The sequence below is a fragment of the Campylobacter felis genome, from assembly GCF_030250085.1.
Taxonomy (GTDB): domain Bacteria; phylum Campylobacterota; class Campylobacteria; order Campylobacterales; family Campylobacteraceae; genus Campylobacter_D; species Campylobacter_D upsaliensis.
Window position 1 is genome coordinate 216,436 of record NZ_JANURX010000001.1, and the last position, 21,689, is coordinate 238,124.

Here is a 21,689-nt window from a genome sequence, read left to right on the forward strand (position 1 = left end):
ACTTAATGTATGATAAAAGTTTAGAAAAAAAATATTACGAGCTTTGCGAAAAGCGTGGGTATTTTGAAGTCGATTCAAACAAAGCGATACAAAAAGAGGGTAAAAATTTCTGCATTATGATGCCACCGCCTAATGTTACAGGTGTTTTGCACATAGGACACGCTCTTACTTTTACTTTGCAAGATATTATTACCCGCTATAAGAGAATGGAGGGTTATAAAACCCTTTATCAGCCGGGGTTAGACCACGCAGGTATCGCTACGCAAAATGTCGTAGAAAAGCAACTTTTAGCACAAGGCATTACAAAAGAAGAGCTTGGGCGCGAAAAATTTATCGAAAAAGTGTGGGAGTGGAAAGAACAAAGCGGAGGCAAAATTTTAGAACAAATGCGGACTTTAGGCATAACTCCTGCTTGGAGTCGTTTGCGTTTTACTATGGACGAGGGCTTAGCAAATGCCGTAAAAAAAGCTTTTGTGAAACTTTACAACGAAAAGCTCATCGTGCGGGGAAATTATATGGTAAATTGGTGTACCCACGATGGTGCTTTAAGTGATATAGAGGTTGAATATAAAGAAAATAAAGGCAAACTTTATCACATTAAATATTTTTTAAAAGATAGTGAAAAATTTCTTATCGTTGCTACAACTCGCCCTGAAACTTTTTTCGGCGATACGGCAGTAATGGTGCATCCTGATGATGAAAGATATGCTAAATTTGTAGGAAAAGAGGTCGTTTTGCCTCTAAGTAAAAAAGCTATTAAAATTATCGCTGATGAATCTGTGGAAAAAGACTTTGGCACAGGCGTAGTTAAGGTAACCCCAGCTCACGATATGAACGACTACGAAGTAGGCTTAAGACATAATTTAGAATTTATAAGTGTTTTTGATGAAAAAGGAATTTTAAATGAGCATTGCTTAGAATTTCAGGGCTTAGAAAGACTTGAGGCTAGAGAAAAAATAGTCCAAAAACTCGAAAATTTAGGTTTTATCGAAAAGATAGAAGAGCATCATAATCAAGTGGGCTATTGCTATCGTTGTAATAATATTGTAGAGCCTTATATCTCTAAACAATGGTTTGTCAAAAAAGAAATTGCTAAAAAGAGTATAGAAAAAGTCGCTTTAAATGAAAGTCAGTTTTATCCTAATCACTGGGTTAATAGCTTTAATGCTTGGATGCGAGATTTGCGTGATTGGTGTATTTCAAGGCAGCTTTGGTGGGGACATCAAATTCCTGTTTATTACTGCGAGTGTGGATGTGAGTGGGCAAGTGAAGATACACCCAAATCTTGCCCAAAATGTAATGGTGTGAATTTTCATCAAGATAAAGATGTGTTAGATACTTGGTTTAGCTCAGGTCTTTGGGCTATGAGCACACTTGGCTGGGGAAATGAAAACTGGGGCGAAGGAACGCTTTACCAAAAAGAAGATTTGAAGAATTTTTATCCAAATTCTTTGCTGATTACGGGTTTTGATATTTTATTTTTCTGGGTCGCTAGAATGATGTTTTTAAGCACTGATGCCTTAGAAAATTTACCTTTTAAACACATTTATCTTCACGCCTTAGTCAAAGATGAGCAAGGGCGTAAAATGAGCAAAAGTCTTGGAAATGTCATCGACCCAAATGAGAGCATTAAAGAATATAGTGCCGACATTTTGCGTTTCACCCTTGCTTTGCTTGCGGTGCAGGGCAGAGATATCAAACTGAGTAATGATAAGCTTTTGCAAGTGAGAAATTTCACAAATAAAATTTATAACGCGACAAATTATCTTCTTTTAAATGAAAGAAAATTTGAGGATTTGGAAAATATCACGCTTCAAAGTGAGCTTGCCAAATTCATTCACGCAAAATTTCAAGAATGCCTAAAACAAGTGAGGGAAAATTTAGAAAACTACCGCTTTAATGATGCGGCAAATTATCTTTACAGATTTTTTTGGGACGATTTTTGTGATTGGGGGATCGAGCTTAGTAAGGCGCAAAAAAGTAGCGTTAAAGAGCTTGGGAGCATTTTTAAAGAAGCCTTAAAAGCCTTGCATCCTTTTATGCCTTTTATAAGTGAATATGCCTACCATAAATTAAGTGGAAGTGAGCTTGAAAATAGTGCTTCGATTATGATAAGTGCTTATCCAAATTTAGGTAACAAAGATGAAAAAATAGAACGCATTTTTTCTTTATTAATAGAAAGTATCATTAGCATACGCCGAGCAAAAAGCTTAATCGAGCTTGGTAATGCTAAGATTGAAAAGGCTTATATTAAGCTTAATAATTCTGCTATGCAAAGCGAGATAGAAAAATATCAACATTTCATAACTCTTCTTGCAAAATGTGAAAGTGTAGAATTTATAAGCGAAAAATTAAACAACGCCATTTGTGATGTGAGTGAAAATTTAGAAATTAACATTAAGCTTGACAATATAGATTTAAGTGCGATTATTTCAAGGCTTGAAAATCAAAAAATAAAGCTAGAAAAAGAATTTACTAAAATCAACGCAATGTTAAGTAATGAGAAATTTCTATCCAAAGCACCAAAAGACATTATCCTACAAAATCAAAATGCCTTAAATAATCTTAAAGAGCAATTTGAAAAGGTGCAGATGGAACTTAAAAATTTAAGGGGTTAATTTGATAAAAATACAAAATTTGCAAAAATATTATGGTAAAGAGCTGGTTATCAACGATGTTTCTTTGGAGATTAAAAAAGGTGAAATTTGTGCCATAGTGGGACATAGTGGAGCTGGTAAATCTACACTCTTAAGGTGCATTAATGGGCTTGAGACCTACCAAAAAGGTAGTCTTAAGGTTTTTGATTTAGAGATTAAAGACCTCCTTGAAAATGAGCCTGAAAAGCTTAAAAATTTGAGAAAAGATGTGGGAATGATTTTTCAAAATTTCGCCCTAATGAACCGCAAAAATGTTTTTGAAAATATTGCTATGCCATTAAGAACGCACTATACCCAGTGTAAAATGATGGCGAGTTTGTTTAGAAAAGATTACATGAGTGAAAATGATATTAAAAAGAGAGTTAATGAGCTTTTGAACATTGTGGGTTTAAGTCATAAAAAAAATTCTTATCCTAAAGAATTAAGTGGAGGACAAAAGCAAAGAGTTGCTATTGCAAGAGCCTTAGCGCTTAATCCTAAAATTTTATTAAGCGATGAAGCGACCTCGGCACTTGACCCTAACACGACTAAAAATATTTTAGAGCTTATTCTTAAAATCAATAAAGAATTTGGCATTAGCGTTGTTTTAGTAACACACGAAATGGAAGTTGTCAAGGATATAGCGCAAAAAGCTATTTTGCTCGAACACGGACAAATTATTGGTAGCGGAAAAATTGATGAGTTATTTTTAAAGCCTAATGCTAAGATGAGAGAATTTTTGGGAGAAAGCGATTTTTTACCAGAAAATGGACTAAATATCAAGCTTTATTTTCCTAAGGAAGTCGCTCAAAATAGCGTTATAACGCATATGGCAAGGACATTAAATATCGATTTTAACATCGTGTGGGGTAAAATTGAAAAACTCAACGGCGTGGCTTTAGGAAATTTGGTCATTAATATTGATGAAAAAGATAGGGAAGAAGTTTTAGCTTATATAGAAAAAAATGGTGTTTTATGGGAGGTGGTTTAATGGGTGAATTTTTGACTAGATTGACTGGGTTTTTTACTGAAAGTTCTTGGCAGGGTATGAAGGAAACGCTTGTGGCTTCTGTTACAAATTTTTCTCAAAATTATGATTTGATTTTGAAACAAGCCTTAAATGAAACCATCTATATGAGTTTAATGAGCGTTTTTGTGGGCTTTTTGTTGGCTATTATTCCAGGGATTTTACTTGCGATTTGGGGTCGTGATGGCATTAGAGAGAATTCCTTTGCTTACGCTATTTTGGATTTTATTACAAATATTTTAAGGGCTTTCCCCTTTCTTATTCTTATCATCGTGCTTTTGCCGCTTTCTAAAATCGTTGTTGGCACAAGCATAGGAACAGATGCTGTTATCACCCCTCTTTCCATAGGTATAGCACCTTACTTGGCTAAAATGATTGAAAGTGCTTTTAAAGAGGTCGATAAGGGTGTTATAGAGGCAGCAAAATCCTATGGTTCTAGTGATATACAAATCATTTTTAAGGTCATTTTCGTAGAAGCCCTGCCAAATATCATTGGTGGTTTAACCCTAACTTTAATTTTTACCATAGGTTTTTCGGCTCTTGCTGGGACAATTGGCGGTGGAGGACTTGGCGATGTAGCGATTCGCTATGGTTATGAGCGTTTTGATAGCGTGATGATGATACAAACTGTTGTTATTTTGCTAATTTTAGTGCAAATGGTGCAAATTTTAGGTAATTTCTTTTATGCTTGGACTAAGGATTGCAAAGAAATTTACATTATCGTGGGGCTTATTTTGATTGATTTGGCTAAGATAATATTTGATTTCTATCATCAAGAGAATGTAGTACTCGAAGTCTCATTGGGAATTATTTTAAGCTTAATTTTAGTTTTTAAAATAAAAAAGCAGAGAAATTTAAATAATTAATATTATATTAATAATTTTTAAGTTAGAATCAAACCTAATTAATTTTTTGAAAGGATAAGCTATGATGTCTCAGATGTTTTAGCCTGACTATCTTAAAAACTCTTTCTGGTAGTCAGGGCGTAAGATAAGCAAGCACAATGACTTAAAGAAAGGAAAAAAATGAAAATCAAAACACTACTTTTAGTAAGCCTTTTAGGCTTTACTCTTAATTTAAATGCCGCAGAAAAAATTGTTGTCGCAGCGACTCCTGTTCCACACGCTGAGATTTTAAATCAGGTTAAAGAAGATTTAAAGAAAGAGGGTTACACTCTTGTGGTAAAAGAATTTACCGATTATGTTTTACCAAATCTTGCCACCGATAATGGCGAAGTTGATGCGAATTTCTTTCAGCATACGCCTTATTTAGAGGAATTCAATAAAAGCAGGGGTACGAAACTTGTCAAAGTTGCCAACATTCACATTGAGCCTATGGCTGTGTATTCTAAAAAATATAAGAGCTTTGATGAATTAAAAGATGGTGCTAAAATTGCCGTTCCAAATGACCCAACTAACGAAAGTAGAGCTTTAGATATTATTGCAAAAGCAGGACTTATAAGCTTTAACGATAAGCCTTTAAAAACCCCACTTGACATCGTGGATAATCCTAAAAAGCTTCAATTTGTAGAGCTTAAAGCCGCACAATTACCTCGTGCTTTGAGCGATGTTGATGTTGCGGTGATTAATTCAAATTATGCTCTTTTGGCAAATTTAAGTCCTGTAAAAGATTCTATTTTTATCGAGGATAAAGATAGTCCTTATGCCAATGTTTTGGTTGTTAAGGAAGGTAAGGAACAAGATTCTAAGATTAAAGCCCTTGCAAAAGTTCTTCAAAGTGAAAAGATAAAGAAATTTATCGCAGAAAAATACGACGGCGCTGTTGTACCAGCTTTCTAATCCTTTCCCCCGACTAAATCGGGGATTTTTCCATAATAATGAGGAGACTTCCATGAATTTCTTAAAGATAATTTTAACTTTTTTTTTATTTTCTTCTTTTTCGTCTGCTAATGAAAAAATTATCACCATAGGACTTACACCAAATCCTTTTGAAAATTTAATTGAGCATATGAGAGAGGATTTTAAAAATGAGGGTTATGAACTTAAAATTGTTGAATTTTCTGATTATATCCTACCAAATAGAGCTTTAAGTGCTAAAGAGCTAGACGCCAATTTATATCAGCACAAGCCTTTTTTAGATGAGTATAATAAAAACACCAAAAGCGATTTAATCGCAACTACACCTGTAATTATCGCCCCTATGGCTGTTTTTAGTCAAAAGCTAAAAAATCTTAGTGAGTTAAAAGATGGTGCTAGGATCGCTATCCCAAATGACCCTACAAATGAAAGCAGAGCTTTGGAGCTTTTGCAAAAAGCTGGGCTAATCAAGCTCAATGACAAGGCTTTAAAAACTCCGCTTGACATAGTGGATAATCCTAAAAAGCTTCAATTTGTAGAGCTTAAAGCCGCACAATTACCTCGTGCTTTAAGTGATGTGGATGTAGCTGTGATTAATTCAAACTATGCTTTAGGGGCGAACTTGAACCCTGTAAAAGATTCCATTTTCATTGAGGATAAAGATAGCCCTTATGTTAATTTTGTAGTCGTAAGAGCAGAGGACTCACAAAGTGCAAAAACTAAAGTTATCGATAAGGTTTTAAGGAGTGAAAAACTTCGAAATTTTATCGAGGAAAACTATAAAGATATTTTAATTCCGGGTTTTTAAGGAGGAAAAATGAAAAAAATTATTTTAATTATTAGCTTATTGTTTCATTTTGCTTTTGCAAATGATAAAACCATAATTATAGGTGCTACACCTACTCCACATGCTGAAATCTTGGAATTTAGCAAAGCTTTATTTAAAGAAAAAGGTTGGAATTTAGAAGTGAAGGAATTTGCTGATTATGTGTTGCCAAATTTAGCTTTAGCACAGGGGGATTTAGATGCAAATTTATATCAACATAAGCCTTTTTTAGATGAGTTTAATGCTAATCAAAAAAGCAAGTTAGTCGCGGTAGATAATATCATTTTGGTGCCTATGGCTGGGTATTCTAAAAAAATTAAGGACAAAGACTTAATTCCACAAAACGCTAAAATCGCTATCCCAAATGACCCTACAAATGAAAGCAGAGCTTTAGATTTACTTGAAAGAGCTGGGCTTATCAAGCTCAATGACAAGGCTTTAAAAACTCCGCTTGACATAGTGGATAATCCTAAAAAGCTTCAATTTGTAGAGCTTAAAGCCGCACAATTACCTCGTGCTTTAGATGATGTAGATGTAGCACTTATCCCTACAAATTATGCACTTGGAGCAAAATTAAATCCAAAAGAAGGGCTTTTTATCGAAGATGAAGGAAGCTTATATGCTATCGTTTTAGCCGTGCAAGAAAAGGATAAAGATGGCGAGAAAGCACAAGTTATCAAAGAAGTGCTAAAAAGCGAAGCGATTAAAAAATTCATTGAAGAAAAGTATAATGGTGCTGTAATAAGCCTATTTTAAGGGAAAATATGAGGAAAATTTGCTTTGTATTTTTGTTTTTATGGCAAATTTTAGAAGCTGGAAATTTAGATCTAGTCAAAGCTGCCTTAACTAAAGAATATCAAAATAATTTTCCTCAAATCGTTATCGAACAAATTGATTTAAAAATCACTTCTTTACCAAAAGATTTTGAAAAATTTGAGTTTTTGCGTATTGCTAATGGGAAGTTTAATAGAGCGCAAGGTTTTGTAAGGGCAGAATTTAAAACTCCACAAAATATCTCTAAAAATGTTTTTTTTCGTTATTTTATCCGTGCTAATTTAGAAGTTTTGCGTAGCACAAGGGCGATAAAAAGAGGAGATAGAATCGGTGCATTTGATTATAAAATTGTGATGATGGACTTTGATAAAGTCCCAAGCAATGCCCTAAGCAAAGAGGACTTAAACAATCTTCTTGCAAAAAATAATATTAGCAAAAATACCATTTTAAGACAAAATATGTTTAAAACCACAGCTATTATTAAAAGAAATGACCAAGTTATAGGCGTTTTAAAAGATAAAGGTATAGATGTTTTAATCGAGCTTGTTTCTTTACAAAGTGCAAATTTGGGTGAGAGAATTCGAGTTAAAAGCAAGGACGGCAGAGTGATGCAAGGCGTTGTTGTGGGAAAAAATAGGGTTTTGTTACAATGAAAGTTTTGTTAGGGATTACAGGTTCAAGTAGTGTGCATTTAGGACTTAAAATTCTTGAAATTTTAGAACAAGAAAGTGAGCTTTTTTGCATTATTACTAAGGGGGCTAAAAAGAGTTTTGTGGCGGAAAACAAGCAAAATTTAGAGCAAATTTGTAAGAAATTTCACAAATGCACTTTTTTAGATGATGAGGATTTAAGCGCTGGGGTTTCAAGTGGCTCTTTTGGTATCGATAAAACCATCATCGCCCCCTGCTCTATCTCGACATTAGCTAAAATTCACGCTGGTTTTTGTGATACTTTATTAACAAGAGCTTGCGCGGTAGCTCTAAAAGAGCGAAAAAAACTCATTTTAGCCGTGAGAGAGCTGCCTTTTTCTACGCTAAATTTAGAACATATGGCAAAACTTTCTCTAATGGGAGTTATCATAGCTCCGCCCATTTATGCAAGTTATGGTGGGGTAAAAAATTTAGAAGATTTTGAAAATTTTATCGTTGGAAAATGGCTTGATTTGTTAGAAATTCGGCACAATTTATATAAAAGATGGAGTTGAAATGCTTTATGATATAGCTATTATTGGAAGTGGGACGGTGGGAGCTTTTGCGGGATATTATGCTGCAAAAGAGGGTAAAAAAGTTTGTCTAATTGATAAATTTCAAACACCTCATACACTAGGCTCTTATCACGGCGATACGCGAATTTTTCGCATTGCTTATGGGGAAGGGAGTAAATATATCCCTCTCTTGCAAGAGGCTTACACACTTTGGGGAGAATTTGAAAAAGCACATAAAATTAAACTTTTTGAGCGTGGTGGGCTTTTAAATGTAGGCAGTTACGACAATGATTTTATGCAAAATATTCTCACAAGCATAAAGGAATTTAAGCTTAATACAAAGCAACTTAACGCTAAAGAAATTTATGAAAATTACGGCATTAAAATTGCAAAGGATTGCTTTGGCATTTTAGAGCCTGATACTGGCTTTGTTTATAGCGATTTAAGCGTAAGTCGTGCGATTTTAGAAGCTCAAAATTTAGGTGCAGATATTTTAATCGACACTCTTAAAAATGTGGATAAAAAAGAAGATATTTTCACACTGCATTTTGAAAATAAAGAAAAAATTAAAGCAAAGCAAATTCTAATTTGTGCTGGAAGTTTTGTCAATGAGGTTTTAGACTGCTTTGATTTTGAGTTAGCTCCTGTGTGCGTTAAGGCAAAAAGAAAGGTGGTGCATTGGTATGAAAGCTTGGGAAATTATCCCATTTCAAAACTTTCATCATTTATTATAGAATTTGAAGATGACCATTTTTATGGATTTTATGATTTTAAAGATGGACTTAAAATTGGGCGTGATCAAAGCGGACAATTTATTAATAATAGGAAAGAGCGTAAAGATTTTGGTGCTTATAAGGAAGATTTTAGGGAAATAGATGTATATATTAAAAATTTCTTTCCCAAAATAGGACCCTTTAAAAAAGGCAGTGTTTGTAGCTATCCTTTGAGTGCGGATAATGACTTTATTATCGATTTTTTAAGTGAAAATGTCTTTTTTATCGGCGGTTTAAGCCACGGTTTTAAATTTGCTCCCGCACTTGGCAAATTCGGCTTTGAGGCTTTAAATTCTAGCAAGTTAAATGAGGACATTCAAAAACATTTTAGCTTAAGTCGTTTCAAGAGATAATTTTAAATCCACAAAATCATAGCTCTAGTTGAAAGCTTAAGGGGAGTGGAGAGCTTATTCTGCCACTCTGCTTTTGCGTGGGATCTATGTGGATAGGTAAAATCTTATCCGCCTATCTGTGGGCATTGGGTATGGTAAGACTTGCTAGAAGACTTATGCTAAGTGATTGATACAGCACAAAAAGCTAGACTCGCCTAAAAGGTAAATTTTATGTGAGACCACTATTTAGAAGACTTGCGTTTAATGCTTTGTGTTATTGCATCACCTAGCTATTGCTCCGCTTATATCAAGTCCGCTTAAATCCTCTATCCATAGCCATTGCCCGCTACAATTAATTTCTAAAAAAATCCATTCATTTTTTAAATTTATTATAAAATCCAAAGCTCCAAATTCTATATTTAAATTTTTCATCATTTTTTTTACTTTTGATTTTATATGTAATGGAGGGTTTGTTATGCTGTGAGGCGTTTTAGCTAGATCGTATCTCCGCCAGTCTTCATTAGCTATTTGCGATTTTTGTGAATCAATTTTACAAGCAAAATGTTCGTTACCAACAATCGTATATCTAACTTCATATTTTTTATCAATATACTCTTGTAAAATGATAGGATTTTCTTTATTGTCTTTAAAGGCAAAAACATCATCAGTTTTTAATCTATAAGTATAAAAACCATATACTTTATTATTTTTTTTGAAAGCATCTTGGTGCGCTAGCTTTAAGATTATGTCTTCACGTAATTTAGCAAAATTTAATAAATCTTTTTTATTGTTATTTACAATAGTTTTGGGCATTTTAAAACCTATTTCTTGCGCCAAAGCCATTTGGCGATATTTATTAATCGCCTTTAAGAATATCAGTGATTATTTAATCCCCATTTTTTAAGATTATTTAAAAGCTTTGTTTGCTGTGGGCTTTTAGGATTTTTTGAGATTATGGCTGGGGGGTGTAAATCCCCCGCTGTGTGTCTTTAAATGTGGCTAAAAGCTAAGAAAAAAAATAAGTTTTGGTTTGGTTGTTAAATTGTGTCCTTTTCAAAAAAAGGCTATAAGGTGCTTTAGGACTGGGCTTTTATGCAGTCTTTAAGTACAAGGACTTTAAAAGCGTTTAGAAAGGCGAATTTAGCGTAGGTGGCAAAAGCGTAGCTTGAGCCTTATGGAAAGTTCTTTTAAAAGGGTTGGGCTAAGTTGCTTCGCCTATGCGGGCGAGGCTTGATAAGGCTAAGTAGTGTGGGTCAGTTAAGCGGTGTTCTAAGTTAGGGTTGTGCAGCGATGCTTAAAAATCGCCGTTTATGTGGGCTCACGCTAAAACTTGCCTATGTGAGCTAATTAAGTTGTGTAAGGGCTTAAAAATAAGCTTTAAAAGCGTTTAGAAAGTCTTTTTAAGTGCTATTTAGTAGTATTTAGAAAGCCTTTTAATGTAAGGATAAAAGGCAAATTTATCATAAAGGAAACAAAATGAGTGGCTTTATTTTAGAGCGGTTTGAGTGGGTGGCTAATAAAAAAATTAGTTATGTAAGCATTGGTGCGGTGTGGGTTTTAAACTTAGCAGACGCTATTTATGATGAGAGAAATGAGCTTTATCAAAAAATTAAAGAGGCCTTATTTGTGGGTGGCTTTTATGAGGGCTTTGAGATAAAAGAAGAGGCGATTGAGTTTTATGCGGGTGTGAAAAAAGAGCGTAAATTAATCGCCGTTTTAAGTACTGATAAGCTTGTATTTTTCACTTATGCGGCTAAAAAAGAAGCAATTTTAAACTTTCACAAAGCACTAGATGGGCTTTTTATAGAGGAGGACTAATGAGAGCGATTAATACCTATGCAAGAGGCAAAATGCTTTATTTAGATATTAGACAAAATGGCGTTAGAGAAAGAAAGGCAAGTGGGGTCAAGGATAGCAAGGAGGCAAGGGACTTTTTTAAGAAAAATACGCCCTTAATCTTGCAAGATAGAGCAAATATCAAAAAAATAGCTAAGGACTTCATAGAGTATGAAAACGCCCTTTATTGCGAAAAGCTTATAAAAGCAGAGGAAAAGAAAAAAAAGCTTTTTAGCGCGGATTTATGTGGGGAGTTTGAGTGCTTTTTTAATTCTTTCATCACGCATAAAAAGGGGACTGAAAAATCTTATCAGAGCTTTAAAAAAGCGGTAATTGACTTTTTTGAGGCTGAAAAGTTAAGAAGTGTAAAAGACTTCGAGAAAAAGCATGTTGTGAAATTTATCTCTTTTTGTGAGGGAAAAAATATGCGAAATTCTAGCATAAAGCTTAGATTTAACTTTTTAAAACGCTTTATTAATTTTTGCGTTGAGGAGGGCTTAAGAGAAGCAATAAATATCAAAATGCCTCGCCTTAAAATCGATGAAGTAGAATTAGAAAGAGGCTTAAAAGAAGCACTTAGTTATGCTGAAATTTCGCTCTTTATCAAAAACGCCCCACATCCTTTAAGGGAGTATCTAAGCATAGCCTTTTTTACAGGAGCTAGAACGGGGGAGATTTTGGGGCTTAAAAAGAGTGACATAGACTTTGACAAAAAAGAAATTCACATTAAAAGGACAAGGATTTCTAATAAAGAAACAAATGCGCCTAAAAATAGATTTTCTTACCGCAGCATAGATATGTTAAAGGTCGTGGAAAATGTGATGCTTGAGCTTGTGAAAGGTAAAAAGGATGATGATTTCATCTTTGAAAATACGACTTGCTTTCATAGGCTTTTTAAAGAGCTTTTATCTAAGCTTAATGCTAAGCCTATGCGGCTGTATGAGACAAGGCATACTTTTGCTTCTTTAATGCTAAGTCGTGGCGAGGATATAGAGTGGGTAAGCCGTAGAATGCTAGGGCATGCAAATTCGGCTATGACTTATGCAAAATATGCAAGACTAATTAATAAAAGCGTAAAAGAAAGAGCAAAATTTATCAATGAGGAGGATTTTTAAGCCTAAGGGAGTCAAGTGGGGTCTTAAAACTTGGTTTCCTTTATGAAAAAATTTTCCTTTTGTAGCTTTGTGGGTGGGTTTAAGACTTTGGGAATTTTAAAAAAAAGGATTTAAGATGAATATAAAACGATTTGACAACATAAAACAAGAATACGTATATAAAGATGAAAGAGGTAGGCTAGAGGGCTTATTGGCAAAATGCTTAAGGCTTGGAATTAAGCTATATATTAAAGAAAGTGATTTTAAAAAATACGAAAATGATTTATATAAGCATAGTGGGCATCCGCTTTATACGCCCAAATACCTTATAAATGGCGTGCCATTAAGGCGTTATTTGAAAGAAAATAACATTAATTTAAAGGTGGAATTTGTAAGAACCCGATTAACTAGGGGCTGGACTTTGGAGGAAGCTATAACTATACCAAAAGGCGATACTAGGTTTAAGAAAAGAAAGCCTATAAGAGCAATGGTAAAACATAAAAAAAGCGTAGTTTTTCATACAAAGTCCAAAGGTTTCACTAGCGACGGAATTGAAAGCTATAAAAGAGCTTTTAAAAAAATAAATAAATCATAAAAGGTAAGGAAAAATGAAAGAGTAGCTAGAGAAATGTTTTTAAACTTTGTTTTTAACGATAATAAGCAAAAAATGCTTTGTGATAAGTGTGGCAAAAATGTTCTTAAAAGCCTTATTTTTAACTTTAATATGGATAAAAACGAGGCTTTAAAAATGCAGATTAAAGAGGCAAATTATAACGGCGTGATAGAGTTTAAGCCACTTTGTGTAGGGTGTGAGTGTCTTATGGAAGAGAGTTTTAAAGTGGAAATTACCCATAAAGAAATAACGGGAATTTTCTTAAAGGCAAGGGCGGTTTGAGGTTAAAAGGAATAGGGTATGACTAGATTTTATTTAACAAATATTTTTGAAAATGAAAGCGTGAGGGGGGCATTTTATGAGGCAAAAGAAAAGCCTTATTTTAAAGGCGTAAATGAGGTCTTAAAAGCGAAAAATAAAAAATATAAGGGTCTAAGCTTTAAAGAGCTTGAAAGCCTTTTAGATGCCTTTGTTGTGGCTTTAAGAATTAAACATCGTAATAAGAGTGGGCGAATCGCTAGAGATAAAAGCAATTTAATGAAAGCGTATTTAAATCTTTTTGCTTTTGTGGAGAAGTTAAAAGGGGGGAGAAAGTGAGCTATTTATCGTCCTTAAAAATAGAGCCTACCCTATCTAAATTTTGTTGTTTGATTAACTCGGCTTTTAAATCTTTGATGTGTTGGTTAAGTATGTTGGTAATGCTTTTAAATACAAAATGCGCGACTATGGCGCCGACTAACAATCCTATAATAAAGCCTTTAAAAAAGTCGCCATTTGTTTCTATGGTCGTAAAAGCTGTGAAAATATCCATTTTTAATCCTTTTTTAAAAGTGGAATTATAACGAAAGGGAGTTAATAAAATGTATGAGGAGTTTTGGGGTGGTTTAGCGCTTGGGATTATGATGCCTGCGCTTCTTGTGATAATAGTTGGTTGCTTGGATATTGTATTTAATTTTATAAAAGGTATTTTTAAATGAAAATTGTAGAGTTAATGGAGCGTTTAAGACGGCGTTTGAAAGATGAGGGCGTTTATCTTAAATTTAGTGACGAAGAGCTTCTTGCAAGTATTAATCAAGAGCAAAATATGCTTATAAGCGATTTAGAGATGAATGTCTGTAAATTTGAAAAAAAGCTTAATGAAAATGACAATGTTTTGCATTTGCCAAAACTTATGCTTAAGGTCGTTGTAGCAAAGCTAAATGGCGTAAATCTGCCCTTTTTAAATTACAAAGCGCACTTAAAGGATAATAATGTGCCTACTCATTTAATGGGCTTTTCAAATATGCAAAGCGTAGCCGTAGAGCCTAAAAACAAAGCACTAGGTAGGCTTGAAGTCTGGGTTAATTTATGTGTGTTTCATAGGGATAAAGAAGAGAAATTGTTTTTAAATGATTTGTTCGTCAATGCACTTTTATATAGCTTAGTTCGTAACATTTTACAAGCTGAAAATAGTGAATTAAGTATGCAAAAAATAGCCTTTTTTGATAACTTGCTTAAAAATGAGCTAAGTCGCATTAAAGATATAGTAAGCAATACGCGTGAAGAGCAAGTTCTCTTTTCAAAAGTGAATGAGGTGTGAGATGAATTATTTACTAAATAAACTCAAAAAGGAGGAAAGATGAGTTTTTATAAGATAACAAATTTAAAAAGTGGTTTATATAAGTATATCAATGTGGAGTTTTTAAGCCGTATTGATAGACTGAAAATTGTGCTTTTTTATAGAGCAAGTAAAAATTTCAAAATAGGAGGATTTTAAAATGATAGTTAGGCAAAAATTAAAAAATAATTTTACCATAATATCAAATGATATTATAAGGCATAAGGACTTGAATGATAAGGCAAAATTAGTGGCTATATTTATATCTTCTTTACCACAAAATTGGGTCGTAAATGTAAAGCATATAGCTAACGAAATGGGTTATAGCGTAAGGGTCGTGCAAAATGCTATAAAAGACTTAATCGATGCGGAAATTATCTCTAAAATGATCCACAAAGATGGGGAGGGGAAATTTAAGCGTGGTTATAGTGTGATTTTTGTCGATAATGATAAAGAAGAGCTAAATGAAAGTTTAGAAAATGAGCTAAATTTGCAAAATGAAGCCGAGCAAGATGAAAAGGCTGAAAGTATGGAAAATAAAGAGTTTGAAAAAAATGCTGTTGAAAAAATGGGCGGTTTGAGCGAAACCGTGCCTCCTAAAGACCCTAAAAATGGTACTTCAAAAAATGCGAAAAATTCCCGCATGCCGTTTTTGTTCGCACATATAAAGAAAGAATTCTTACGTAGTAAGAATTTATACCTATTGGAAAATTTTGGAAAGCAAATTTATTTTTTCTCCAGAAAAATGCAAGATAAACAAGAGCTAGATTTTAAGAATTTAAGCGAAGCGGAAAAAGACAAGTTGATTGAGTGGTTTAAGTTTAAGGCTGATAATGGAACAAGGTTAAAAGTAGCTAGTAAAAACGCCCTTATAGCTAAATGCGTTAAGTTTAAAGAGCAAAATGAAAATGTGATAAGCATAATAGATAGAGCAATTGAAAATGGCTGGGCTGGGCTTTTTGGCTTTAAAAAAGACGGCTTAAAAAAGAAATATCCTAAAACTAGACTAGGCAAGGAAATGGAGGAAAAGGCGATTATAAGAGCTGTTTTAGAGCAAGAACCTAATTTTAATGGGCGTGATGATTACGATTTAAGCCGTGTTAGGGTCAATGGGTGCGGTGTGAAGTGGATAAAAGATGAAAGAAAATTTGTGCTTGTGAGTGCGTAAAATGGCTTATCTTTTCAAAAATAATCCGCGTGTTAAGATTGATAGTCCTAGCTTTAGCTTTAGTGATGAGGAGTGGAGTAGGATTAAAACTTTTGCGGAGTTTGAAGAGGTGAGTATAGCTAAATTTGTAAATAGTGCTTTAAAGGATTATTTAAAGGAACTTAAATGCGATACGCAAAAACAAAAAACGCAAAAAGAGAATTAAAAAAGAAGTTTAAAATGCAAAAAAGTCTGCTAAGAAAATTAAGCCGCTTAAGCAAAAAAAACAAGATGAGTAAAAATGCTATTTTACAAGAGGCGTTAAGATACAAAATGCAAAAAATAGCCTTAAGCAATGTGTTTTTTAATCGCTTTTTAGGGGAGCTTAGATGACTAGCTTTTCTTTTATGATGAATTTAAAATCTTATGAAAATGCTAGGCTTAGTGCGTGGGAGCTTGACAAAATTGAGGAGCTTTTGGGCATTATAGAGACAAATTTGGCAAATGAGGCAAGTGGGTTTTTAGAAAATGCTTATAGTTTGTTGCTTAGTAAAAATCAATTTATTTATTTTAAGAATTTCATAGATTCTTTTAAGGAGGCGTTAAGAGAATGGGTGGAGATGAAAGCAAGAAGCACAAAGCTTAAAAACTATGATAGTAAAAAATACTTTTGGCAGGAAAATCAAATCCTATTAAGGTATTTTTCAAAAAAAGCTTTTAATAATTTGCCAAGCTGGGCTGTGTAGTGGCACTTTTAAAAGTAAAAATGTAAGGAAAAAGGTTAATTTTGTGGATACTAATATAAATTTAGAAAAAGAAATTTTAAGAAGCTTTATAGAATATCCTTTAAAAATCGATGAATTTTTAGACAAAACAAGTTTAAAGGTGTTTTCAAAAACGGCACTTGATTATATACAAATCATTTTAAAGCTTAAAGAAAAAGGGCTCTTAAGCTTAAATGTTTTTAGTGAAAGCGTGAGCGAGGTGCAAAAAAAAGACGGCTTTTTTTTAGACCTTATAAGTCTTGCGCCTAATCCGCTTTTTTGCGATTTAGCCGTGCTTTTAGCGCATAATTACAAAATCAAAAAGCAAGGCGAAATAGCTCAAGCTTTACAAAATGCAAGTGTCAATAATGAGCTTTTGGATTTAAGCATACTTAGCAAGGAAATGGACGAGGCAAATATCGAGGATTTAAGAACGCTTGATGAGTGGTTTAAATACCATGAAAATAAGCCTTCGATGATGAAGCATAGCACAAGCATAGATTTTATAGACAATGCTTTTGAGGGGGGGTTTGAATTAGCACAACTTATGCTAATAAGCGGCGATGCGGAAAGTGGAAAAACTACGCTTTGTTTGCAAATGCTTGAGCATTTAGCCATACGCAATAAGGTCGCGTTTTTTAGCTTTGAATTTACAGTCAATAGCTATTTAGAAAGTATAAGAAAGCAAAATAAAAAAATCCCTTTTGATAATTTTTTTATTGTTAATGATGGGTATGAAATAAGCGAAGTGGCGACTAATATCAAAAGGCTTTATAAAAAGGGTGTTAGATTTTTCTTAATCGATAGCCAAATGAGGCTAGAAGTAGGTTCGCATCATAAAACTACAAACATAGAGCAAACAGAAAGCTTAAAATTCTCTACTCTAGCTAAACTTTGCCATAGCTTAGAAATCTTTGTAATGCTTATCATACAAACAAGCAAGAGTGATCCAGAGAGTCCAAGCGGAAGTAAAAAGGGCGAACACGAGGCAAGTATTATTCTAAGGCTTGAAAAAATAAAGCCCGATAAAAATGACGCGGCACAAGCTTATAATGAATTTGACGAGTTTAGGCGAAGCATAAGTTTGAAGAAAAACAAGCAAACGGGTAAGCATTTTAAAAATATCATAGGTTATAAGCCCGAAAAAAGGATATTTTATAACCTAGAGGAAAAACCGCGCGAGGTGATAGACTTTAATAAAGTAAGGGAGGAAATATTTTGATAGCGAATTTAGAGGAAATAAAAGCAAGAGCGGATATTTTAAGCGTTGTGGAGGCTTATATGCCTTTGCAAAAAAGTGGAAGTTTATATAAGGGATGCTGTCCTTTTCATAGTGAGAGAACGCCCTCTTTTATGGTAAATACAAATAAAAATTTATATTTTTGCTTTGGTTGTAACGAGGGGGGTGATAGCATTAAATTTATACAAAAAATTAATCATTGTGAGTTTAGCGAGGCTGTAGAGGAAGTTGCGAAGATATGCAATATTAGCGTAAATTATGAGGAAAATAAAAAAGGCTTTAGCAAATCTTTTTTATACGAGACTATGGAAGCGATAAACGAGCATTTAAAGAGCAATTTGGCTGAAAATGAAAGCGTAATTAATGAGCTTAAAGAAAGGGGATTAAGCGAAGAGGATATAAAGAAATTTGAATTTGGATACTATGAAATAGAAAAGCTAATTTTGTATTTAAGAGCGAAAAATATGCTTGAAATGGCGATTAATTTGGGTGTAATTAATGAGGATAAAAAGCGAGGATTTTATTCTTATTTTGATAAGAGAATTACCTTGCCTATTCGTAATGAAACGCATAAAATTATAGCCTTTAGTGGGCGGATTAGAAAGGGCGTAAGTAATCCAGCTAAATATATTAATAGCAAGGAAAGCTATTTATATAAAAAATCTTTCACGCTTTTCAATCTTTCAAATGCGAAAAGTAGTATTGCAAAACAAAAAGAGGTTATTTTGTGCGAGGGTTATTTTGATGTTTTGGCTTTGAGAAAATTTGGCTTTGAAAATGTAGTGGCAAGCTGCGGGACTGCCTTTAGTCTTTCACAACTTAGCATTTTACATAAAATGTCAAGTGAGCTTAAGTATATTTTGAGCTTTGATAAAGATAACGCTGGGGAAAATGCAAATTTAAGAACGCTTGAATTATTTTTTAAAAATGGCTTTTTTAATGTAAGCGTGAGGGTTATTAGCAAAAAGGTCAAGGACTTTGGGGACTTTTTAAGACTTGGGCTTGAAAGTGTGGAGGGGTGCTTTAAAGATTACGACGGCTTTGAGTATTATATAAGGCTAAATTTAAAAAGAGCGAACGAGGATAAAGAGAAAATTCATACTTTTTTTAAGCAAATAAAAGAGCTGATTAACAATCAAGCGAATTTTTTCTTAAAAGATAGTTTGATAAGCAAGGCGGCTGAGTTTTTTAACTGTGAAAAAAAGGCTTTTTTGCAAAATGAAAAGCTTGAATATGAGGGAAATTTCACGCTTTTGAGCGTTTTGGTGAAAAACATCATCATTAACGAAAAGGCTTTAATTTTAGCGCAAAATTATTTTAAAAGCGAGGATTTTAAGGAATTTGGACCTTCTTTAAAGGCGTATTTTGAAAATGGTGTGCTAAGTAGGGAATTGATGAAACTTAGTTGCGATGAAAGACTTAAGATTTTAAACGATGAGGAGCTTAAAGAGTGCTTTAGGGCTTACAAAAAAGAGCTTTTAAACAAGGAATTAAGCAAGGCTAAGGCTAAGGCAAATGTAGGCTTAATCATAGAGCTAGGCTCAAGGCTTAGGGATTTAGCTTAAGAGATAGATTATCTTCTATCCCATACGCTATCATTATCACTAAAGACTGAGCCTATCATATCTAAATTGCTTTGAATATTTTCTTTATTTTCATTATAACGCTTATTTTCTTCTGCAAATTGTGCTTTTGCTAGGTTTAAGCCCTCCTTAGCGATTTTGACATTTTGACGCCCCGTGCCAAAAGCATTATCAAGGGCTGAAAAGACTGAGCCTATCCCACTTAAAGCTGTGCCGACTCCCATTAAGGCTGGATTTGATAGTAAAGATAACATTTCATCTCCTTAAATATTTTTAAAAAGTGTGGCAAAAATACCTTTTTTTTAAAAGGGTTAAAAATACTGCGTAAAATTATACATAAAATTTTATATATTTCTTTTTTTTAACCCTTTTTTAAAAGGCTTAAAAATGTAAAACTTTGAGCGGATGAAATAAAAAAGGAGGTTGGTTGTGAATGCTGTGGGGTTTATAAACAATTTTATCTTAGCACATGAGGCTTTAAAGGATAAAAGTTTAAGTAATGAAAAAAAGGCTGAAATAGCCTTAAATCTTAGCTTAAAACTAGAGGAAGTGGAGCTAAGAAACAGAGAAATGAGCTTAAATGAGGAAAGAGCAAGGCAAGAATTTGAACTTCGTGCCTTAGAGGCTAGAAATAAGTATGAGAGCGCAAATGCTGAATTAGTCAAAAGTCTAGTGCAAGCACAAGCTATGATAAAAAGCGTATGGGATAATGCAAATATTAATAAATGCAATGCCTTAGTGGGTTTATTTAATAGCGTAATGAACGCACAAAATACAAATAAAATTCCGAATTGGGGAGAGATGTTTGAGGAAATAAAAACGGCAATTTATGCCATAGGAAAAGATAGTGATAATAGAGGCAATAGAAATGATATGGTTAATCAATTTAAGCCTATACTAAATTCAATAACGCAAGGAATGGATAATCTCAAATTTATAAATGAAAGCTTAAGGCAAGTGGCAATAATCGCACCTAAGCTTGAGATTTGTGAAAATGAGGGTGTGATTTTAAGAGGTGTAACGCTTTATAATAGTAGTGGATATTTCTTAATCGATGGGCGTAGGATTGAGGGGGATACTTATCTTTTTAAAGGAGAGGAATTAGGGCGCAAGGTTGTAGAATATATTTGCACGAACGAAAAAGGCGAAGAAATCAAAGATAGCATAACGCTTAATGTAATCCCGGCTAAAATTGATTTAGAGGGGATATAAGCTAAAGGGTATTCTAGGACCCATTTAGCACTCTATTTGTTAAAAATTTAGCAAAATTATCTTTAATTTCATTCTTTCACTTCTTAACCCTTTTAAAAAAAAATGCAAAAATGTAAAAATGTAAAAAACTTACTAAGGATACTTTATGACTTTTGATTTTGATAAGGCTTTAGAGGCTGGATACAATGAGCAAGAAATTTATAATTTTTTAAAAGACAATAATGAAAGACAAAATCTAGGTTATGATTTTGCAAATTTGGAAAAAAAGCATAAGGATTTTGACGCTATTTGGCAAAGCATAAAAAGCGGCGATAAGGGTCAGTTAAGTGAGGCAGAAAAAAGAGAGATTGAAAGGCAAAAAAGAGCGGATTTACTAGCAAAAAGAGAAGCGGAAAAAAAAGAATTTGAAGTGGAAAAAAACGCCTTTTCTAAAGAGCTTGAAGAGGGTCGGTTTTTCAAAAATATGGCGGAGGATTTCATCGATTATTTTGTGCCGATTGAGCTTGATAAATATGCTATAAAGGGGCTTAATAAACTTGGGCTTGATTTAAAAACAAAGGAGCAAAGAGACAAATTTGACAAGGCTTTTTTAAATGAGGCAAAAGAAAAGCTAAAAAAAGGCGATGAAGCGCTAAATATGGCGCAAAAAATGGCACTTTTTAATAGGCATAAAAGTTCTTACAAAAAAAATATTGAGCGTGAAAAGGCTATGTTAAAACTTGAGGCTAAAGAGGGGAAATTTAGCAAGGAGGAAATGGAATTAATAGAGGAGGATTTGGGTTTTTTCAACACGCTTTTTAATGATAGAAATGAAAATATCAAAGAATTTAAAGAAAAAAGAAAAAGCGAAGCCATAATTAATGATGAGATTATTAAGGCGATGAATACTTTAAGGCAATTTGATGAGGGGGATTTGTTTAGAAATGCTATTTTTGCTGATGAAAAAGAGGCTTTAGCATTTAAGCAAAATATGCTTAAAGATGCTTATAAAATAGCAGAACTTCAAGGCTTTGATGATGTAGGGCTGGATAAAGAGGGGCATTTGTATTTTATCAAAAATGAAAATGGCAAAGAGCAAAAATATCTTGTCAATACGGGCTTTTTTGATAATTTTTGGCAGAGCGTTTTTGATAGTAGGCACGAAATAGGAGGCGCGTTTATAGGGGCTATTGCTGGTGCTAAAAAAGGAAAGACGCCTTTTACAAAGGCAGTTA

Annotated in this window: 26 protein-coding genes and 1 pseudogene; 24 read left to right on the forward strand and 3 right to left on the reverse strand. The window is 33.6% G+C overall.

All coding sequences use genetic code 11. The annotated features are described in order from the left end of the window. The first annotated feature begins 5 nt into the window (after positions 1 to 5). From NYG92_RS01065 to solA, 9 genes are all read left to right on the forward strand, one after another. Positions 6 to 2,618: a valine--tRNA ligase gene (locus NYG92_RS01065; RefSeq protein WP_289233258.1), complete on the forward strand. Its 2,613-nt coding sequence runs from the start codon at positions 6 to 8 to the stop codon at positions 2,616 to 2,618. Position 2,619: 1 nt separating this feature from the next. Continuing rightward, positions 2,620 to 3,627 carry a methionine ABC transporter ATP-binding protein gene (locus NYG92_RS01070; protein WP_289233259.1) on the forward strand — a complete coding sequence of 336 codons (1,008 nt, stop codon included), beginning with the start codon at positions 2,620 to 2,622 and terminating at the stop codon, positions 3,625 to 3,627. Next, positions 3,612 to 4,529, forward strand: coding sequence for a methionine ABC transporter permease (locus NYG92_RS01075; protein WP_131936952.1), 918 nt, complete (start codon positions 3,612 to 3,614; stop codon positions 4,527 to 4,529). The genes NYG92_RS01070 and NYG92_RS01075 overlap by 16 nt, the downstream gene beginning before the upstream one ends. A 159-nt stretch (positions 4,530 to 4,688) precedes the next feature. Beyond that, positions 4,689 to 5,462, forward strand: coding sequence for a MetQ/NlpA family ABC transporter substrate-binding protein (locus tag NYG92_RS01080; protein WP_289233260.1), 774 nt, complete (start codon positions 4,689 to 4,691; stop codon positions 5,460 to 5,462). 52 nt (positions 5,463 to 5,514) lie between these two features. Next, a complete protein-coding gene (locus NYG92_RS01085) occupies positions 5,515 to 6,288 on the forward strand; it encodes a MetQ/NlpA family ABC transporter substrate-binding protein (protein ID WP_289233261.1) in 774 nt (257 codons plus the stop codon). 9 nt (positions 6,289 to 6,297) lie between these two features. Further along, positions 6,298 to 7,062, forward strand: coding sequence for a MetQ/NlpA family ABC transporter substrate-binding protein (locus NYG92_RS01090; RefSeq protein ID WP_289233262.1), 765 nt, complete (start codon positions 6,298 to 6,300; stop codon positions 7,060 to 7,062). An 8-nt stretch (positions 7,063 to 7,070) separates the two neighbouring features. Next, complete coding sequence (flgA, locus tag NYG92_RS01095; RefSeq protein WP_270968398.1) at positions 7,071 to 7,733, forward strand: flagellar basal body P-ring formation chaperone FlgA; 663 nt, start codon at positions 7,071 to 7,073, stop codon at positions 7,731 to 7,733. Beyond that, on the forward strand, positions 7,730 to 8,284 hold the full coding sequence (locus NYG92_RS01100; RefSeq protein WP_289233263.1) for a UbiX family flavin prenyltransferase: 555 nt from the start codon (positions 7,730 to 7,732) through the stop codon (positions 8,282 to 8,284). Before flgA ends, NYG92_RS01100 begins: the two co-directional genes overlap by 4 nt. A gap of 1 nt (position 8,285) precedes the next feature. Next, entirely contained in the window at positions 8,286 to 9,410 is a 1,125-nt protein-coding gene (solA, locus tag NYG92_RS01105) for an N-methyl-L-tryptophan oxidase (RefSeq protein WP_270976248.1), read from the forward strand. Between the two features lie 261 nt (positions 9,411 to 9,671). On the opposite strand, the gene NYG92_RS01110 is transcribed toward solA, so the two are convergent. Beyond that, the gene (locus NYG92_RS01110; protein ID WP_289233264.1) at positions 9,672 to 10,232 is read right to left on the reverse strand and encodes an MvdC/MvdD family ATP grasp protein; all 561 of its coding nucleotides are present in this window, start codon (positions 10,230 to 10,232) and stop codon (positions 9,672 to 9,674) included. 633 nt (positions 10,233 to 10,865) lie between these two features. Between NYG92_RS01110 and NYG92_RS01115 the strand changes: the two genes are divergently transcribed. The 5 genes from NYG92_RS01115 (at position 10,866) to NYG92_RS01135 (ending at position 13,529) form a co-directional block, all read left to right on the forward strand. Continuing rightward, positions 10,866 to 11,207 (forward strand): hypothetical protein, encoded by a 342-nt coding sequence (locus NYG92_RS01115; RefSeq protein WP_289233265.1) that lies wholly within the window; start codon positions 10,866 to 10,868, stop codon positions 11,205 to 11,207. Beyond that, positions 11,207 to 12,340 (forward strand): tyrosine-type recombinase/integrase, encoded by a 1,134-nt coding sequence (locus tag NYG92_RS01120; protein WP_289233266.1) that lies wholly within the window; start codon positions 11,207 to 11,209, stop codon positions 12,338 to 12,340. The genes NYG92_RS01115 and NYG92_RS01120 overlap by 1 nt, the downstream gene beginning before the upstream one ends. Positions 12,341 to 12,455: 115 nt before the next feature. Continuing rightward, complete coding sequence (locus tag NYG92_RS01125) at positions 12,456 to 12,914, forward strand: hypothetical protein (protein WP_289233267.1); 459 nt, start codon at positions 12,456 to 12,458, stop codon at positions 12,912 to 12,914. Positions 12,915 to 12,947: 33 nt separating this feature from the next. Next, positions 12,948 to 13,214, forward strand: a complete 267-nt coding sequence (locus NYG92_RS01130) for a hypothetical protein (RefSeq protein WP_289233268.1) — start codon at positions 12,948 to 12,950, stop codon at positions 13,212 to 13,214. Positions 13,215 to 13,232: 18 nt separating this feature from the next. Then, on the forward strand, positions 13,233 to 13,529 hold the full coding sequence (locus NYG92_RS01135; protein WP_289233269.1) for a hypothetical protein: 297 nt from the start codon (positions 13,233 to 13,235) through the stop codon (positions 13,527 to 13,529). 1 nt (position 13,530) lies between these two features. Here the strand turns inward: NYG92_RS01135 and NYG92_RS01140 are convergent, their stop codons facing one another. Continuing rightward, positions 13,531 to 13,743 (reverse strand): hypothetical protein, encoded by a 213-nt coding sequence (locus NYG92_RS01140; protein WP_289233270.1) that lies wholly within the window; start codon positions 13,741 to 13,743, stop codon positions 13,531 to 13,533. A gap of 162 nt (positions 13,744 to 13,905) precedes the next feature. Here NYG92_RS01140 and NYG92_RS01145 point away from each other — a divergent pair, with 162 nt between their 5' ends. From NYG92_RS01145 to dnaG, 8 genes are read left to right on the forward strand one after another with little or no spacing between them, the layout of a single operon-like run. Further along, positions 13,906 to 14,511: a hypothetical protein gene (locus NYG92_RS01145; protein ID WP_289233271.1), complete on the forward strand. Its 606-nt coding sequence runs from the start codon at positions 13,906 to 13,908 to the stop codon at positions 14,509 to 14,511. Between the two features lie 39 nt (positions 14,512 to 14,550). Next, the gene (locus tag NYG92_RS01150; RefSeq protein WP_270977857.1) at positions 14,551 to 14,688 is read left to right on the forward strand and encodes a hypothetical protein; all 138 of its coding nucleotides are present in this window, start codon (positions 14,551 to 14,553) and stop codon (positions 14,686 to 14,688) included. Position 14,689: 1 nt separating this feature from the next. Next, positions 14,690 to 15,697, forward strand: a complete 1,008-nt coding sequence (locus NYG92_RS01155; RefSeq protein WP_289233272.1) for a phage replication initiator YdaU family protein — start codon at positions 14,690 to 14,692, stop codon at positions 15,695 to 15,697. A 1-nt stretch (position 15,698) separates the two neighbouring features. Next, positions 15,699 to 15,902, forward strand: a complete 204-nt coding sequence (locus NYG92_RS01160) for a hypothetical protein (protein ID WP_270977855.1) — start codon at positions 15,699 to 15,701, stop codon at positions 15,900 to 15,902. Further along, entirely contained in the window at positions 15,863 to 16,069 is a 207-nt protein-coding gene (locus tag NYG92_RS01165) for a hypothetical protein (RefSeq protein WP_289233273.1), read from the forward strand. The genes NYG92_RS01160 and NYG92_RS01165 overlap by 40 nt, the downstream gene beginning before the upstream one ends. Next, a complete protein-coding gene (locus NYG92_RS01170) occupies positions 16,066 to 16,422 on the forward strand; it encodes a hypothetical protein (protein ID WP_289233274.1) in 357 nt (118 codons plus the stop codon). The genes NYG92_RS01165 and NYG92_RS01170 overlap by 4 nt, the downstream gene beginning before the upstream one ends. 43 nt (positions 16,423 to 16,465) lie before the next feature. Beyond that, a complete protein-coding gene (locus NYG92_RS01175) occupies positions 16,466 to 17,662 on the forward strand; it encodes an ATPase domain-containing protein (protein ID WP_289233275.1) in 1,197 nt (398 codons plus the stop codon). Then, a complete protein-coding gene (gene dnaG / locus NYG92_RS01180; protein WP_289233276.1) occupies positions 17,659 to 19,245 on the forward strand; it encodes a DNA primase in 1,587 nt (528 codons plus the stop codon). Before NYG92_RS01175 ends, dnaG begins: the two co-directional genes overlap by 4 nt. Positions 19,246 to 19,253: 8 nt before the next feature. On the opposite strand, the gene NYG92_RS01185 is transcribed toward dnaG, so the two are convergent. Further along, the gene (locus tag NYG92_RS01185; RefSeq protein ID WP_270977850.1) at positions 19,254 to 19,517 is read right to left on the reverse strand and encodes a hypothetical protein; all 264 of its coding nucleotides are present in this window, start codon (positions 19,515 to 19,517) and stop codon (positions 19,254 to 19,256) included. A gap of 175 nt (positions 19,518 to 19,692) precedes the next feature. Between NYG92_RS01185 and NYG92_RS01190 the strand changes: the two genes are divergently transcribed. Together NYG92_RS01190 and NYG92_RS01195 are read left to right on the forward strand one after the other, a co-directional pair. Beyond that, positions 19,693 to 20,475 carry a hypothetical protein gene (locus NYG92_RS01190; protein WP_289233277.1) on the forward strand — a complete coding sequence of 261 codons (783 nt, stop codon included), beginning with the start codon at positions 19,693 to 19,695 and terminating at the stop codon, positions 20,473 to 20,475. A gap of 145 nt (positions 20,476 to 20,620) precedes the next feature. Continuing rightward, positions 20,621 to 21,689, forward strand: a pseudogene (locus tag NYG92_RS01195) (hypothetical protein); the annotation flags it as partial.

Bases quoted from the DNA above. Each gene is read 5' to 3' on its own strand.
- NYG92_RS01145 (WP_289233271.1), top strand. From the start codon at position 13,906: ATGAAAATTGTAGAGTTAATGGAGCGTTTAAGACGGCGTTTGAAAGAT.
- NYG92_RS01135 (WP_289233269.1), top strand. From the start codon at position 13,233: ATGACTAGATTTTATTTAACAAATATTTTTGAAAATGAAAGCGTGAGG.
- NYG92_RS01100 (WP_289233263.1), top strand. From the start codon at position 7,730: ATGAAAGTTTTGTTAGGGATTACAGGTTCAAGTAGTGTGCATTTAGGA.
- NYG92_RS01165 (WP_289233273.1), top strand. From the start codon at position 15,863: ATGCGATACGCAAAAACAAAAAACGCAAAAAGAGAATTAAAAAAGAAG.
- NYG92_RS01090 (WP_289233262.1), top strand. From the start codon at position 6,298: ATGAAAAAAATTATTTTAATTATTAGCTTATTGTTTCATTTTGCTTTT.
- NYG92_RS01115 (WP_289233265.1), top strand. From the start codon at position 10,866: ATGAGTGGCTTTATTTTAGAGCGGTTTGAGTGGGTGGCTAATAAAAAA.
- NYG92_RS01185 (WP_270977850.1), bottom strand. From the start codon at position 19,517: ATGTTATCTTTACTATCAAATCCAGCCTTAATGGGAGTCGGCACAGCT.
- NYG92_RS01085 (WP_289233261.1), top strand. From the start codon at position 5,515: ATGAATTTCTTAAAGATAATTTTAACTTTTTTTTTATTTTCTTCTTTT.
- flgA (WP_270968398.1), top strand. From the start codon at position 7,071: ATGAGGAAAATTTGCTTTGTATTTTTGTTTTTATGGCAAATTTTAGAA.
- NYG92_RS01140 (WP_289233270.1), bottom strand. From the start codon at position 13,743: ATGGATATTTTCACAGCTTTTACGACCATAGAAACAAATGGCGACTTT.
- NYG92_RS01110 (WP_289233264.1), bottom strand. From the start codon at position 10,232: ATGGCTTTGGCGCAAGAAATAGGTTTTAAAATGCCCAAAACTATTGTA.
- NYG92_RS01150 (WP_270977857.1), top strand. From the start codon at position 14,551: ATGAGTTTTTATAAGATAACAAATTTAAAAAGTGGTTTATATAAGTAT.
- NYG92_RS01160 (WP_270977855.1), top strand. From the start codon at position 15,699: ATGGCTTATCTTTTCAAAAATAATCCGCGTGTTAAGATTGATAGTCCT.
- NYG92_RS01125 (WP_289233267.1), top strand. From the start codon at position 12,456: ATGAATATAAAACGATTTGACAACATAAAACAAGAATACGTATATAAA.
- NYG92_RS01155 (WP_289233272.1), top strand. From the start codon at position 14,690: ATGATAGTTAGGCAAAAATTAAAAAATAATTTTACCATAATATCAAAT.
- NYG92_RS01080 (WP_289233260.1), top strand. From the start codon at position 4,689: ATGAAAATCAAAACACTACTTTTAGTAAGCCTTTTAGGCTTTACTCTT.
- NYG92_RS01120 (WP_289233266.1), top strand. From the start codon at position 11,207: ATGAGAGCGATTAATACCTATGCAAGAGGCAAAATGCTTTATTTAGAT.
- NYG92_RS01075 (WP_131936952.1), top strand. From the start codon at position 3,612: ATGGGAGGTGGTTTAATGGGTGAATTTTTGACTAGATTGACTGGGTTT.
- NYG92_RS01065 (WP_289233258.1), top strand. From the start codon at position 6: ATGTATGATAAAAGTTTAGAAAAAAAATATTACGAGCTTTGCGAAAAG.
- solA (WP_270976248.1), top strand. From the start codon at position 8,286: ATGCTTTATGATATAGCTATTATTGGAAGTGGGACGGTGGGAGCTTTT.
- NYG92_RS01170 (WP_289233274.1), top strand. From the start codon at position 16,066: ATGACTAGCTTTTCTTTTATGATGAATTTAAAATCTTATGAAAATGCT.
- NYG92_RS01130 (WP_289233268.1), top strand. From the start codon at position 12,948: ATGTTTTTAAACTTTGTTTTTAACGATAATAAGCAAAAAATGCTTTGT.